Origin of the sequence: Azospirillum tabaci, from assembly GCF_014596085.1 — a bacterium.
In the GTDB taxonomy this organism is placed as follows: domain Bacteria; phylum Pseudomonadota; class Alphaproteobacteria; order Azospirillales; family Azospirillaceae; genus Azospirillum; species Azospirillum tabaci.
The window spans coordinates 20421-33731 of record NZ_JACCJY010000017.1; the positions used below are offsets into that span (position 1 = coordinate 20421).

The window sequence follows — 13311 nt, forward strand, 5'->3', positions numbered from 1 at the left end:
CCATGATCCACCGCTTCCTTCCCCTGCTGGTCACCAGCGCCGTTCTGGTGGTCGGCTTCCTGCTCTGCGCCGCGCAGTTTCCCAACTTCGCCTCGCTGCGGGTCGTCGGCAATCTGCTGACCGACAACGCCTTTCTCGGCATCACCGCGGTCGGCATGACCTTCGTGATCCTGTCGGGCGGCATCGACCTGTCGGTGGGGGCGGTGATCGGCTTCACCACCGTGCTGCTGGCTGTGCTGATCGAGCAGGGCGGCTGGCACCCCTTCTCCGCCTTCGCCGTGGCGCTGGCGGTGGCCGGCGGTTTCGGCGCCGCGATGGGCGCCGTGATCCACGTCTTCCAGATGCCGCCCTTCATCGTCACGCTGGCCGGCATGTTCGTCGCCCGCGGCCTCGGCTTCGTGCTGAGCACCGATTCCATTCCGATCAACCACCCGCTCTATGCGGAGCTGGGCGATCTGGCGCTGCGCTTCGACGGCGGGGGCAAGCTGACCCTGCCGGCGCTGCTGATGCTGGGGGTGGTCGCGGCCGCGGTGGTCTGCGCCCATTGGACCCGCTTCGGCGCCAACCTCTACGCGCTGGGCGGCAACCGGCAGTCGGCGGAGCTGATGGGCGTGCCGGTGGGCCGCACCACGGTCGCGGTCTACGCCCTGTCGGGGCTGCTGGCCGGGCTGGCCGGCATCGTCTTCTCGCTCTACACCGGGGCCGGCTATTCGCTGGCGGCGACGGGGGTGGAGCTGGACACCATCACCGCGGTGGTGATCGGGGGGACCCAGTTGACCGGCGGCTACGGCTACGTGATCGGCACCTTCATCGGCGTGCTGATCCAGGGGCTGATCCAGACCTACATCACCTTCGACGGCAGCCTCAGCAGCTGGTGGACGAAGATCGCCATCGGCGTCCTGCTGTTCGTCTTCATCCTGCTGCAGAAGGGCCTTCTGGCGGTCTGGACCGGCCGCGGCGGCGCCCCGGCGGAGGCTTGATCCCGCCTATTTGGCGGGAGTGGTCGCCAGGGTGACCTTGTTCATGAAATTCTCCGCCTGCCCCTTCACGACGAGCGGGAAGGCGTCGGCGACGGCGTCGATCAGCGGGTCGAGCCAGCTCTGCTCGGCCTTGGCGAAGTCGTGCAGCACATAGCCGCTGACCCGGTCCTTGTCGCCGGGATGGCCGATGCCCAGGCGGATGCGCCAATACTCCTTGCCGAGATGCGCGTCGATGGAGCGCAGGCCGTTGTGTCCGCCATGCCCGCCGCCTTTCTTCACCCGGAGCTTGCCGGGCGGCAGGTCCAGCTCGTCATGGATGACGACGACGTCCTCGGGCTTCAGCTTGAAGAATTGGACGGCCGCGGTGACCGACTGGCCGGACAGGTTCATGAAGGTCAGCGGTTCCAGGGCGATCACCTTCTCGCCGCCGATCGTGCCCTCGGCGGTCTGGCCCTGAAAGCGCTTGCGCCAGGGGCCGAAGCCGTGACGGCGGGCGATCTCCTCCACCGCCATGAAGCCGATGTTGTGCCGGTTGCGCGCGTATTCGGCGCCAGGGTTGCCCAATCCCACCAGCAGCAGCATGGCGCATTCTCCTCATCTCGAAACAGCGTGCCGGAAACGAAACAGGGGGCCGAAGCCCCCTGTCGCAACCCCAAAGGCGGCTTCCGATCAGGAAGCGGCGGCCTCGGTGCTCTCGGCCTCTTCGGACTTCAGGCCCGACGGGGCGACGATCGTGGCGATCGTGAAGTCGCGGTCGGTGATGGTCGAGGCGACACCCTCCGGCAGCTTCACCGCCGAGATGTGGATCGAATCGCCGACGTCGTAGCCCTCGCAGGAGATCGTGATCTGCTCCGGGATGTTGCCGGCGGAGACGGTCACGTCCAGCTCGTGGCGGACGATGTTCAGCACGCCGCCGCGCTTCAGGCCCGGCGACTTCTCCTGGTCGACGAACTCGACCGGAACCTGCACGGTGGTGCGGGTGTCGGCGGAGACGCGCAGGAAGTCGACGTGCAGCGGGACGTCGGTGACCGGATGGAACTGCACGTCGCGCGGCAGGACCCGGTGGGTGGCGCCATCGACGGTGACGTCGAACAGGTGCGTGAAGAAGCCCGCCTGGTTCAGAACGCGGGTGAACGCGAACTTCTCCAGCGAAATCATGATGGGGGCCTGCTTGCCACCGTAGATCACGGCCGGGATACGGCCATCACGACGGGTCTGGCGGGCGGTCCCCTTGCCGGCCCGGTCGCGCGCTTCGGCGCTGAGCGGAACGATCTGCGTCATCGGAAGAACTCCTTGAACGGAAAAAAGCGCCAGCCTCCAGGGGTGCTGACGCGTGGGCGCGGTGATTAAGCCATGCGGGGCGCGGCGTCAAGGAAAGAGTCCGGAAACTCCCGGATGGCGCCCATGAAAAAAGCCCTTCTCCCGTGAAGGGGAAGGGCTTTTCGCGTGTGGTCCGGCGCCGTTACGAGAACAGGCTCGACACCGAACGCTCCTCGCTGATGCGGGTGATCGCGTCGGCGAGCAGCGGGGCGATGGTGAGCTGGCGGATGTTGCGGGACACGCGCACGGCCTCGGTCGCCTGGATGCTGTCGGTGGTGACGAGCTGCTCCAGCGGCGACACGGCCACGCGGGCCACCGCACCGCCGGATAGGACGCCGTGGGTGCAATAGGCGTGGACCGACTTCGCGCCGGCGTCCATCAGGGCGACCGCGGCGTTGCACAGCGTGCCGCCCGAATCCACGATGTCGTCGAGCAGGATGCAGCGGCGGTTCTTGACGTCGCCGATGATGTTCATCACCTCCGACACGCCGGCGCGCTCACGCCGCTTGTCGATGATGGCGAGATCGGCGTCCAGCCGCTTGGCCAGCGAGCGGGCGCGGACCACGCCGCCGACGTCGGGCGACACCATCGTCACCTCGCCGATGTCCTCGAAGGTCGCGCGGATGTCCTTCTCGAACACCGGGGCGGCCATCAGGTTGTCGGTCGGGATGTCGAAGAAGCCCTGGATCTGACCCGCGTGCAGGTCCATGGTCAGCACGCGGTTGGCGCCGGCCTGGGTGATCAGGTTGGCGACCAGCTTGGCCGAGATCGGCGTGCGCGGGCCGGTCTTGCGATCCTGGCGCGCATAGCCGTAGTAGGGGAGGACCGCCGTGATGCGCCGGGCCGACCCGCGACGCAGGGCGTCGATGGTGACCAGCAGCTCCATCAGGTTGTCATTGGCCGGGAACGACGTCGACTGGACCACGAACACGTCTTCGCCGCGCACGTTCTCCAGGATTTCGACGAACACCTCCATGTCCGAAAAACGGCGGATGCTCGCTTTGGTCAGCGGCACGCCGAGACAGGTGGAGATGGCCTCGGCCAGCGGACGGTTGCTGTTGCCGGCAAGCACCTTCATCGCAGTCGGCTCTCTCTGCAGGGAATAGGTTCCGGTGCGCCCGTCAGTCCCTTGCCGACGCCGCCCCTTGAAAACGCGGCGGACCATAACAAAGGGCCGGACCTATGTAAACGTTCCATGACGGGGGGTTCAAGACGCCGCAGCCAGCCGGCCCTGCGATTCCCGCATGGCGCAAGCGTGGCAGCAGGACGCTTGCGCATCACCGCACCGCGAACTTCGCAAGGTGCGATTTCATCGGCAGGTCGGCCTTCACGAAATGGTCGAAGAACCAGAATTGCAGAAGCTCGTCCGCCTTGGCCTTCACATAGCCGTATTCGAAGGCCGACTCCTCGGCGTCCACCTGCCCGATGATGTCGTCCAGGAGGGTGGCCAGCCGGCGATGCTGTGCCCGGTGCTCCTCCAGATGCGGGTAGCGCATCGAGGCCTGGACACGCTCCTCCCGCAGGAAATGGCGGACCGAGACGCGGCGCAGCTCGCTCAGCAGGGCCAACGCCGGCTTGCGCTCCGCTTCCTCGCCCGGCAGGGCGACGAAGCGGCGGATCAACTCGTGCTGCATCCGGTGGTCGGCGTCCAGCCCACCGTTGTCGAGCACCATCCGCGCGCTGCGCCAATCGCTTCGCCCGTCGCCGCCCCGCCCATCGCCCCGATGCGTTTCCTCCCGGTGCGCGTCCATCGTCATGCCGGCGTCTCCCTCTCCGGAATGCCCTCACCCTTGAGAATCGATCTTACCCGAAATGGGTCGTATCGCAATCAGTCAGAGGTAAGAACAAAATTCGGGCGGGAACTTTTCTATCGTGTTCAGCCCTGGAGGACGATAGCCGAGAGGCCGCGCCCATAGTCCTTTTCGCCGCGCAGGCAGGACCGGCGGTAGCTGAAGAAGCGGTCCTCCTCGACCACCGTGTCGTTGGGGCAGCGCTGGATGATCTCCACCCCGGTGTCGCCCAGGCGGCGGGTGATGTAGCCGGCCAGATCGAACAGGAAATGATCCGGGCGGCGGGCCGGGGCGAAATAATCGCGGTTGCGCGGGTCCTCTGCCAGGAAGGGAGCGGGAAATTCCGGCCCGACCTCGTAGGAGCGCTGGGCGATGCAGGGACCGATGGCGGCGACGATGCGGTTGCGCTTGGCGCCCAGCTCCTCCATCCGCTCGATGGTCGCCTCCAGAACGCCGCCCTTGGCGCCCTTCCAGCCGGCGTGGGCGGCACCGATGACGCGGGCCTTCTCGTCGGCGAACAGCACCGGGGCGCAGTCGGCGGTCAGAATGCCCAGCGCGATCCCCGGACGGTCGGTCGCCATGGCGTCGGCGTGGGGCGCCTGATCGGGTGTCCAGGGCTCGGTGACGGCGACGCAGGTCGGGCTGTGCACCTGGTAGCAGGTGACGAGGCGCTCCGGCGGAACGTCCATGCGGGCCGCGGCGCGCGCGCGGTTCTCCGCAACGGCGGCGGGCGCGTCCCCGGACCCGAAGCCGACGTTCAGCGAGGCGTACAGCCCCGTCGACACGCCGCCGGTGCGGGTGAAGAAGGCGTGTCGGATGTGGGTGATGTCATTCAGCGCGCCAAGCGTAATCACGAACCCGTCCCTTTGCTGTCGCGGTCTCTTGTTCGGATGCCAGTGTTCAGGATGCCGGTTCCGGGCCTTCGAAGCCCGCCGGAGGCCCCAAGCCGGGGGAGGCGAGGGCCAACACCTTGAAGAGGGTGCCCATTTGGTCCGGCGCGATCAAGCGGGCCAATGCGGAGTCGATGTCCGCCGCCTGCTGCGTCGTGGCGCTGCGCTTCAGCGCGGCGGCGCGCGGCTGGATGCCAAGACGGGTCAGCCAGTCGCCCTGGTCCACCGGGCCGAAGCTGTCCGCCCCGCCCTCGCGCGCGGCGGCGGCAATGGCGGCGAAGTCCACGTGGGCGGTCAGGTCGGCCTCGCCCGGCGCCTCCAGCGCCGGCGCGTAGGCGTGGCGGCGCAGCGCCTGGAGCGTGTCGCCGATCGCCGGTCCGCCGCGGTAGCCGTAGTCGATCACCAATGCCGCGCCGGGGTGGGTGGCCAGACGCTCCCCGATCAGGCGGGCCACCGCCTGGGAGGCCGGGGAGACTTCCACCACGCTGCCCTCCGGCGCGTCGCGCAGGGCCGGTGGGATCAGCCGGGCGCCGGCGCTGCCGAAGGCTTCCAGGACAAAGCGGAAGCGGGGCGTGTCGGTGGATGCGGCGGGGTCGAGGTCGACCAGCCGCTCGAACCAGCCGTGGTTGGTCTTCTGGACCTGACGGATGGGCAGGGCGTCGAAGAACTCGTTGGCGAGAATCAGGGTCGGGCCTTCGGGCACATCCTCCAGCCGGTCGTGCCATGTGACCGGAGTGCCGGCCAGGGTTTCCTTCTGGCGCGCGCGCAGGGTCGGGCTGGTCTCGACGAGATGGACCCGGGCGGCCTCGCGGAAGGCGGGGACGAGCGCGGCGGCGCGCAGCGCGTCCTGCATCAGCGTGCCGCGGCCCGGCCCCAGCTCCACCAGATGGAAGGGGGTGGGGCCGCCCAGCCGCGCCCAGGTGTCGACGCACCACAGCCCGGCCAGCTCGCCGAACATCTGGCTGATTTCCGGAGCGGTGGTGAAGTCGCCGGACACGCCGAAGGGATCCTGGCGCATGTAGTAGCCGAACCGCGGATGCCCCAGCGCCTCCGCCATGAAGGCGGCGACCGACAGCGGCCCGTCCATCAGGATGCGGCGGGCGAGGTGAAGGGCGAGGCTGTCCGGGGCGGCATCACTCATGACGGGACCTTCCGAACTCAGACGGCGGCGGGGCGGCGGCGGGCCTGGGCGACCAGCCAGACACCGAACAGAACCATCGGCACGGACAGAAGTTGTCCCATCGTCGCCCCGGCGTAGAGGAAGCCCAGCTGCGCGTCCGGCTCGCGGAAGAACTCCGCGATGATTCGCGACAGGCCGTAGCCGATGAAGAAGATGCCCGCGGTCATGCCCGGCCGCCCGCGCACGGCGGGCATCCGCACCAGGATGGCCAGGAGGACGAACAGCACCGCCCCCTCCAGGAAGGACTCGTAGAGCTGGCTGGGGTGCCGCGGAACCTGCAACGGGTCGCGCGGGAACACCACCGCCCAGGACACGTCGGGCGCCGGGCGTCCGTACAGCTCGCCGTTGATGAAGTTGGCGATGCGGCCGAAGAACAGACCGATGGGGGCGGCCGCGGCGATCAGGTCGCCGAAGGCCAGCGGCGAGAGGCCGCGCTTCCAGCAGAACAGCAGGATCGCGCCCAAAACGCCGATCAGCCCGCCGTGGAAGGACATGCCGCCGTGCCAGACCATCAGCGCGTCGAGCGGATTCTGGAGGTAGAAGGGCAGATTGTAGAACAGCACGTAGCCGATGCGCCCGCCCAGGATGACGCCGACCACGGCCCAGGTCAGGAAGTCGTCGTAATCCTCCGCCGAGGGGCGGCCCGGCATGCTGCGGGCCAGCGCTAGGCAGTAGCGCCAGCCGAGCACGAAGCCTGCCAGATAGGCCAGCGCGTACCAGCGGATGACGATCGGCCCGAGTTCGAACGCCACGGGGTCGATGGCGGGGAAGGCGATGGCGAGCATGCGCGGCGGGTGCCTTGTGTTGTTTGGGCTTGTTGTTTGGGCTGTTGTCTCGGCGTTTCCCCCCTCGGCGGGGGAGGCGGGACCGTCAGCGGTAGGGGTCGGGCTGCGACAGGAAATCCTGGACGTAGCGGCGCACGCCCTCCTCCAGTTCGGTGAAGGGCTGGTCGAAGCCGGCGGCGCGCAGGCGTTCGGTGCGCGCCTCGGTGAAATACTGGTACTTGCCCTGAAGCTCGGCCGGCATGTCGAAATACTCGACGCGCGGCTCCAGCCCCAGCGCGGCGAAGGTGGCGAGCGCCAGATCCTTGAAGCTGCGGGCCTTGCCGGTGCCGACGTTGAACAGCCCGCTGACCTGCGGGTTGTCGTACAGCCAGAGCATCACCGCCACGCAGTCGTCGACAAAGATGAAGTCGCGGAGCTGCCCGCCATCCTCGAAATCCGGACGATGCGACTTGAACAGCCGCGCCGGCTCCCCGGCCTTGAGCTTGGGGTGCAGCTTGGCGACGACGCTCATCATGTCGTCCTTGTGCCGCTCGTTGGGGCCGTAGACGTTGAAGAACTTCAGGCCCGCCCACTGCGGCGGCACGATGTCGCCCTCCGTCACCACGCGGGCGACGCGGCGGTCGATCAGATGCTTGGACCAGCCGTAAGCGTTGAGCGGGCGCAGGGTCGCCAGCGCTTCCGGCGACCCGTCGTCGTCGAAACCGGCGGAGCCGTCGCCGTAGGTCGCGGCGGAGGAGGCGTAGATCAGCCGGGCGCCCCGCCACGAGGACCAGCGCCACAGGTCCAGCGTCAGCGCCACGTTGTTGGCGACGATCTTGTCCACGTCGCGTTCCGTCGTCGCCGAGATGGCGCCAAGATGGAAGATCACGTCGATCTCCGCGGCGTGCTGGTCGAGAAAGGCCAGCGCGTTCTCCGGCGCGACGAGGGTGGCGAGTTCCCGCTTGGCGAGATTCTGCCACTTCTCCCCATCGCCGAAGCGGTCGATCACCGCGACGTTGGTGATCCCGCGCGCGGCCAGGGCCGCCACGAGGTTCGAGCCGATAAAACCGGCCCCACCGGTGACCACGATCATGCGCTTTTCCTTGCCGCCGGACCGAAAGAAAGGACGAGCGTCCTTATAGGGTCCGGGGGGCGGGGCCGCAAGGTGGGGTGGGGCGTATGGCCGCCCTGCGACTCCGGAAGAGGCGACTCCGGAAGAGCACGCGGACTCTTACGCGCCCTTCCGCCGTTCCTCCTCCTCGTCCAGCAGGGCCTTGCGGGACAGCTTGCCGATCATCGTCTTGGGCAGCTCACCGCGGAACTCGACCGCCTTGGGCATCTCGATGGGGGAGAGCTTGTCCTTGAGGAAGTCGATCAGTTCCTCCCGCGTCAGGGTCTTGCCGTCGTCGACGCGGATGTAGGCCTTCACCGTTTGCCCGCGGTACTCGTCGGGCAGGCCGGCGACCACACATTCGGCGACCGCGGGGTGCAGGTAGATCGCCTCCTCCACGTTGCGCGGGTAGACGTTGAAGCCGCTGCACAGGATCATGTCCTTGATGCGGTCGACGATGTGGGTGTAGCCGTCCTCGTCCATATAGCCGACGTCGCCGGTGTGCAGGCGCCCGTCCACCAGGGTCAGCGCCGTTTCGGACGGCTTGTTCCAGTAGCTTTTCATGACCTGCGGGCCGCGGATGCACACCTCGCCCTTTTCGCCGACCGGCAGGACGCGGCGCGGCTCCTCCAGGCTGACGATCTCGATCAGCGTGCCGGGCAGCGGCAGGCCGATGGAGCCGGCCTTGTTCAGCTCGGACACCGGATTCGCCGTGGCGACCGGCGAGGACTCGGACAGGCCGTAGCCCTCCACCAGGACGCAGCCGGTGTTCCGCTCGAACGCCTCCTTCACCTCCACCGGCAGGGGCGCGCCCCCCGACAGGCAGTAGCGGATCGAGGAGAGGTCGTATTTCTCCAGATGCTTGTGGTGGTTGATCGCCGTGTAGATGGTCGGCACCGCCGGGAACAGCGTCGGCTTCTTGGCGTGGATGGTCTCCATCACCTGATCCAGCTCGAAGCGGGGGAGCATCACGATCTCCGCCCCGATGCGGATGCTGAAATTCATCACCACGGTCATGGCGAAGACGTGGAAGAAGGGCAGCACGCCCAGCATCCGCTCCTGCCCCTGCCGCGCGCCGACAAACCACAGGCTGCACTGTTCGGTGTTGGCATAGAGATTGGCGTGGGTCAGCATGGCGCCCTTGGGAACGCCGGTGGTGCCGCCGGTGTATTGCAGCACCGCCACGTCCTCCGCCGGGTCGATGGCGACCGGCTTCGGGGCGCCGTCGTTGGCGACGAGCCGGCGGAAGGACAGGTGGCGGTCGTCCGCGGGGATGCGCGCGACCTCCGCCCGCTTCACGATGGGGAACAGCCAGTTCTTGGGGAAGGGCAGGATGTCGGCCATCGGGCAGATCACCAGCCGCTTCAGCCCCGATTCGGCGAGCATCCGCGCCATCTTGCCGTAGAGCACCTTGAGGTCCAGCGTGACCATCAGCTCGACGCCGCTGTCGGTGATCTGGTGGTGCAGCTCCCGCTCGGCGTAGAGGGGGTTGAAGTTCACCACCGTCCCGCCGGCCTTCAGGATCGCGAAGTAGCAGATCACGAAATAGGGCGTGTTGGGCAGGAACAGCCCGACGCGCACGCCCTTGCCGACGCCGATCGCCTGGAAGCCGCGGGCGGCGCGGTCCACCATCCGCGCCACCTCCGCGTAGGTCGAACGCTTGCCCATGAAGTCCAGGAAGGGACGGTCCGCGAAACGGGCCGCCGCGTCCTCAAGCAGCGCGGTCAGCGGTTTCACCGGAATTGGCGCGTTCCAGTCCACGTCGGGCGGATAGCCCAGGGTCCAGCTCTGGTCCGGCAATGTGCGGGCCGATTCCCCCATCATCGTTATCCCTCCCATGTTCGGTTCTTGTTTGGCCCCGGCGCCCGTTCGGGCTTGTTCCAATCATGTTCGGGGGGCCTTTGGCTCATCGTAGCCCTTTTTGAAACCCGTCATCCGGAGAAATGGTCCCTGTGACGGTGCCGCCGCCAGAGGCAAACGGCGGGTGTGAAGAAAAAATTGCGCTGGAAACCCTATTTTCCGTGTGGCTAAATTCATGCCCGGCGGACGGTCCGGCGATGCCGGGCGGCGCCGAGCTTGTTCCACCGCGCCCGGCGCCTCGCCCGAAAGGTTCGGACCCTTGCCTTCAGCCGATTCGCATTCCAGCGGCGTTCTGGCCGCTCCCGCCCCTGGCGAAGCGGCCCAGCTCCGCGCTTTGGTGAAGTGGTTCGATCCGGTCAAGGGCTTCGGCTTCGTGGCGCCGCAGGACGGGACGACCGACGCCTTCCTGCACATCTCCGTCCTGAACCGGGCCGGGCTGCACGAGATCGGCGAGGGGGCGGAGCTTCTGTGCCGAATGGCTCCGGGGGCCAAGGGGCCGCAGGTGGCCGACATCCTGGAGGTTCTGAGCACCGGAACGCCCGCTGAAAGCCGCAACGCGCGCCACGACGCGGCATCCGGCCCCGAGGAGGAATTGACGGGCACCGTGAAGTGGTTCAAGCCGGAGCAGGGCTTCGGCTTCGTCACCGCGGACGACGGGGCCAAGGACGTCTTCGTGCATAAGAGCGTCCTGCGCCGCTGCAACCTGACCGGATTGGACTCCGGACAGCGGGTGCTGCTGCGGGCGCGCGCCGCGCCGAAGGGACGGGAGGCATCCTGGGTTGTGCTGCTGTGACGCGGTCGCGGACGCCGAAAGGTCGGCGGGGCATACGGACCTGTTGTATTTTCTTTAATTACGATTGACTACCATCGTCGACGCCTTTGTCCCTTCCAGGCTGACGGTGATGCCTCTGTCCGGACCGCTTCACTTCCGATCCTCCGCCGGAGTCGACCGCCTGGGCGTGGAGGGCGACGGGTCGCGCGCGGACGGCAGCTACCTGGACCGCGAGTTCAGGGCCTATGTGGTCCCGGTCGTGCTGGGCCACCACCGGATTTCCGGCCGTGACGACGACATGCTGGTGACCACGCTGGGCTCCTGCGTCGCCGCCTGCATCAACGATCCGGTGGCCCGGGTCGGCGGCATGAACCATTTCCTGCTGCCCGGCTCCCCGTCCGGCGGCGAGGGCTTCGGGGTCGCCACCCGCTACGGCAGCGTCGCGATGGAGTGGCTGATCAACGACCTGCTGGCGCGCGGCGCCCGGCGCGAGCGGATGGAGGTTAAGCTGTTCGGGGCGGCCCGCGTCATCGACACCAGCCTGGATGTCGGCGCCGCCAACGCCGCCTTCGCGGTGGACTATGTGCGGCGGGAGGGGCTGGCGCTGGCCGTTCAGGATCTCGGTGGGGACAAGGGGCGGCGCGTCCATTTCTTCCCGGCCACCGGGCGGGCCTTCCGCCGCCTGCTGCGCCCCGAGACGGAGCGGGAGACGGTTCACCAGGAAATGGACTATCTTCAGGCGCTGAAGCGCACCCCCGTGGAGGGGGAGATGGAGTTGTTCGACCGGCGCTGATGGATTATACCGGCAATACGGTCAGCACTTTCTCAGCCGGCCGCCGCCCAAACACAATGCGATAGTCTCATGGGTTATAAACTCGCAATTTTTGACTTCGATGGAACACTGGCCGACAGTGCAGACTGGCTGAAAGGTGTGTTCAATCAGGTTGCTAACCGATACGGCTTCAAACAGATCAGCGATGAGGACTTCGACGCCCTTCGGGGCCGCGACAACCGCGCCATCATCCGCCATCTCGGCGTGCCGGCCTGGAAAATGCCGTTCATTGCGAATTATATGCGCAAACTGGCCGGGCGTGACGCCTCAAGCATTCCGTTGTTCGACGGCTCGGTCGAACTGCTGCGTGCGCTGCGCGAGAACGATGTAAAAATTGCAATTGTGAGCTCAAATTCTGAGGAAAACATCCGCAAAATTCTTAGGCCAAACAACGCTTGTTTGGTTGATCACTATGAATGCGGTGCATCAATATTTGGGAAAGCATCCAAATTCCGCCGCGTTCTGAGACGGGCCGGTGTTGTTCCCAATGACGCCATCGCCATTGGCGATGAGACCCGCGACATCGAAGCCGCTATGCAGGCCAACATCGCTGCGGGAGCGGTGGCATGGGGTTACGCGACGCCCGAACTGCTGAAATCCCGTTTCCCCGCTCATATGTTTGAAACAATGGACGATATCGCCGCGACTCTCCTGCCCTGACACGCCGGCCATTTCCCCGCCCGACTCCCCGGATCATCCCCTCAGGATTTCAGCGGTCTCCACGGTCATCCACTCCGCCTGGTCGTTGTCCTCGCCGTCGGTGAAGAGGGCGACGGACACCGGCTCCTCCCCCGGCTTGCGGGCGGGGAAGTGATAGGCGCAGGCCGACCCGCCCGGCCCTCCGCCGGTGTGTCCCCAGTAGGGTCCTGCCTGCCCGTCGCGCTCGACCATCAGGCCGAGGCCGTAGCCCGGCTCCACCCAGGGGCGCCCGCGCATGGTTCCCGGCACCGGGAAGGACTCCCGCATGCGCGCCGCCAGGGCGCCGGGCAGCAGGCCGCCCGCGAACAGCGCGTGGAAAAGGCCGGCGATGTCCTCCGCCGTCGCGGCCACCACGCCGTGGGCCACCCAGCCGGGATGGTAGAGGGCGGCCACGTCGGCGGGCGGACCGTCCTTGCCGCCGAGATAGGGGCTGGGGCCGGACCACAGGCCGCACAGGTCGCCGCGCTCCGTCGGCACCGACCAGCCGGTCAGGCCGAGCGGGCCGAACAGTTCGCGGTCCAGGGCTTGGGCGAAGGGCAGGCCGGAAACCCGCTCCAGCACCCGCTTCGCCAGCAGGTAGCCGATGTTGGAATAGGAGAATTCCCGCCCCGGCGGGGCGAACAGGTCGGCGGCGCGGCAGCGCTCCAGGAAGCCGTCCTCGCTCCACGGCTCCTCGCCCGCCCGCACGGCGGCGTGATAGGCGGGGCTCCCGCCGTAATTGCGCAGGCCCGCGCGGTGGGCGAGAAGCTGAGCCAGGGTGATGCGGTCAGCCACTGCGAAGTCGGGCAGCCAGCGGTCCAACGGGGCGTCGGGGTCGATCAGGCCCCGCCCGCACAAGCGCAGCAGGGCGGCGGCGGTCAGGGTCTTGGTGATGCTGTAGACGAGGAAGCGGGCCGTGACCGGCGGAGGCGCCGCGCCGCCGCGGGCGAGACCGGCGGTCCAGGAGCGCGGACCCGAACGAACCGCCACCACCGCGGCGCGGGCCGCGGCGGGGCCGTCGCCCTCGTCCAGGCAAGCGACGAGACGGTCGGTCAGCAAATCGACGAGCCGGGTCGGAAGGGCGGCGTCAGTGTCCACGGAACACATCCCTCAAAAAACGAAGGCCCCCTGGAT

General features: G+C 67.7%; 14 protein-coding genes. 4 read left to right on the forward strand and 10 right to left on the reverse strand.

All coding sequences use genetic code 11. From position 1 onward, the window contains the following. The first annotated feature begins 2 nt into the window (after positions 1-2). A complete protein-coding gene (gene yjfF, locus H0B54_RS16010; protein ID WP_109469404.1) occupies positions 3-980 on the forward strand; it encodes a galactofuranose ABC transporter, permease protein YjfF in 978 nt (325 codons plus the stop codon). 6 nt (positions 981-986) lie between these two features. On the opposite strand, the gene pth is transcribed toward yjfF, so the two are convergent. The 9 genes from pth to H0B54_RS16055 all read right to left on the reverse strand — a co-directional run bounded on the left by pth (position 987) and on the right by H0B54_RS16055 (position 9856). Beyond that, positions 987-1562, reverse strand: a complete 576-nt coding sequence (gene pth / locus H0B54_RS16015) for an aminoacyl-tRNA hydrolase (RefSeq protein WP_188261157.1) — start codon at positions 1560-1562, stop codon at positions 987-989. Positions 1563-1649: 87 nt separating this feature from the next. Next, the gene (locus H0B54_RS16020) at positions 1650-2261 is read right to left on the reverse strand and encodes a 50S ribosomal protein L25/general stress protein Ctc (protein ID WP_183181064.1); all 612 of its coding nucleotides are present in this window, start codon (positions 2259-2261) and stop codon (positions 1650-1652) included. 181 nt (positions 2262-2442) lie between these two features. Beyond that, a complete protein-coding gene (locus tag H0B54_RS16025) occupies positions 2443-3378 on the reverse strand; it encodes a ribose-phosphate pyrophosphokinase (protein WP_014199935.1) in 936 nt (311 codons plus the stop codon). 199 nt (positions 3379-3577) lie between these two features. Further along, positions 3578-4057: a bacteriohemerythrin gene (locus tag H0B54_RS16030; protein WP_094304065.1), complete on the reverse strand. Its 480-nt coding sequence runs from the start codon at positions 4055-4057 to the stop codon at positions 3578-3580. A 119-nt stretch (positions 4058-4176) separates the two neighbouring features. Further along, positions 4177-4944 (reverse strand): peptidoglycan editing factor PgeF, encoded by a 768-nt coding sequence (gene pgeF, locus H0B54_RS16035; protein ID WP_188261158.1) that lies wholly within the window; start codon positions 4942-4944, stop codon positions 4177-4179. A gap of 46 nt (positions 4945-4990) precedes the next feature. Then, entirely contained in the window at positions 4991-6121 is a 1131-nt protein-coding gene (locus H0B54_RS16040) for a class I SAM-dependent methyltransferase (protein ID WP_188261159.1), read from the reverse strand. 17 nt (positions 6122-6138) lie between these two features. Further along, positions 6139-6945, reverse strand: coding sequence for a prolipoprotein diacylglyceryl transferase (lgt, locus tag H0B54_RS16045; protein WP_188261160.1), 807 nt, complete (start codon positions 6943-6945; stop codon positions 6139-6141). A gap of 85 nt (positions 6946-7030) precedes the next feature. Beyond that, complete coding sequence (gene rfaD, locus H0B54_RS16050) at positions 7031-8017, reverse strand: ADP-glyceromanno-heptose 6-epimerase (protein ID WP_188261161.1); 987 nt, start codon at positions 8015-8017, stop codon at positions 7031-7033. Between the two features lie 138 nt (positions 8018-8155). Next, positions 8156-9856 (reverse strand): long-chain-fatty-acid--CoA ligase, encoded by a 1701-nt coding sequence (locus H0B54_RS16055; RefSeq protein ID WP_246472564.1) that lies wholly within the window; start codon positions 9854-9856, stop codon positions 8156-8158. A gap of 298 nt (positions 9857-10154) precedes the next feature. On the opposite strand from H0B54_RS16055, the gene H0B54_RS30260 reads away from it, so the two are divergent. From H0B54_RS30260 to H0B54_RS16070, 3 genes are all read left to right on the forward strand, one after another. After that, complete coding sequence (locus tag H0B54_RS30260) at positions 10155-10688, forward strand: cold-shock protein (RefSeq protein ID WP_281390060.1); 534 nt, start codon at positions 10155-10157, stop codon at positions 10686-10688. Positions 10689-10797: 109 nt separating this feature from the next. Continuing rightward, a complete protein-coding gene (locus H0B54_RS16065; protein ID WP_188261163.1) occupies positions 10798-11460 on the forward strand; it encodes a chemotaxis protein in 663 nt (220 codons plus the stop codon). A gap of 69 nt (positions 11461-11529) precedes the next feature. After that, positions 11530-12159, forward strand: coding sequence for an HAD hydrolase-like protein (locus tag H0B54_RS16070; RefSeq protein ID WP_188261164.1), 630 nt, complete (start codon positions 11530-11532; stop codon positions 12157-12159). A 33-nt stretch (positions 12160-12192) separates the two neighbouring features. On the opposite strand, the gene H0B54_RS16075 is transcribed toward H0B54_RS16070, so the two are convergent. After that, a complete protein-coding gene (locus H0B54_RS16075) occupies positions 12193-13284 on the reverse strand; it encodes a serine hydrolase domain-containing protein (RefSeq protein ID WP_211109400.1) in 1092 nt (363 codons plus the stop codon). Positions 13285-13311: the final 27 nt, after the last annotated feature.

Coding starts and splice junctions, on each gene's coding strand:
- yjfF (WP_109469404.1), top strand. CDS start 3: ATGATCCACCGCTTCCTTCCCCTGCTGGTCACCAGCGCCGTTCTGGTG.
- pth (WP_188261157.1), bottom strand. CDS start 1,562: ATGCTGCTGCTGGTGGGATTGGGCAACCCTGGCGCCGAATACGCGCGC.
- H0B54_RS16020 (WP_183181064.1), bottom strand. CDS start 2,261: ATGACGCAGATCGTTCCGCTCAGCGCCGAAGCGCGCGACCGGGCCGGC.
- H0B54_RS16025 (WP_014199935.1), bottom strand. CDS start 3,378: ATGAAGGTGCTTGCCGGCAACAGCAACCGTCCGCTGGCCGAGGCCATC.
- H0B54_RS16030 (WP_094304065.1), bottom strand. CDS start 4,057: ATGACGATGGACGCGCACCGGGAGGAAACGCATCGGGGCGATGGGCGG.
- H0B54_RS16040 (WP_188261159.1), bottom strand. CDS start 6,121: ATGAGTGATGCCGCCCCGGACAGCCTCGCCCTTCACCTCGCCCGCCGC.
- lgt (WP_188261160.1), bottom strand. CDS start 6,945: ATGCTCGCCATCGCCTTCCCCGCCATCGACCCCGTGGCGTTCGAACTC.
- rfaD (WP_188261161.1), bottom strand. CDS start 8,017: ATGATCGTGGTCACCGGTGGGGCCGGTTTTATCGGCTCGAACCTCGTG.
- H0B54_RS16055 (WP_246472564.1), bottom strand. CDS start 9,856: ATGGGGGAATCGGCCCGCACATTGCCGGACCAGAGCTGGACCCTGGGC.
- H0B54_RS16065 (WP_188261163.1), top strand. CDS start 10,798: ATGCCTCTGTCCGGACCGCTTCACTTCCGATCCTCCGCCGGAGTCGAC.
- H0B54_RS16070 (WP_188261164.1), top strand. CDS start 11,530: ATGGGTTATAAACTCGCAATTTTTGACTTCGATGGAACACTGGCCGAC.
- H0B54_RS16075 (WP_211109400.1), bottom strand. CDS start 13,284: ATGTGTTCCGTGGACACTGACGCCGCCCTTCCGACCCGGCTCGTCGAT.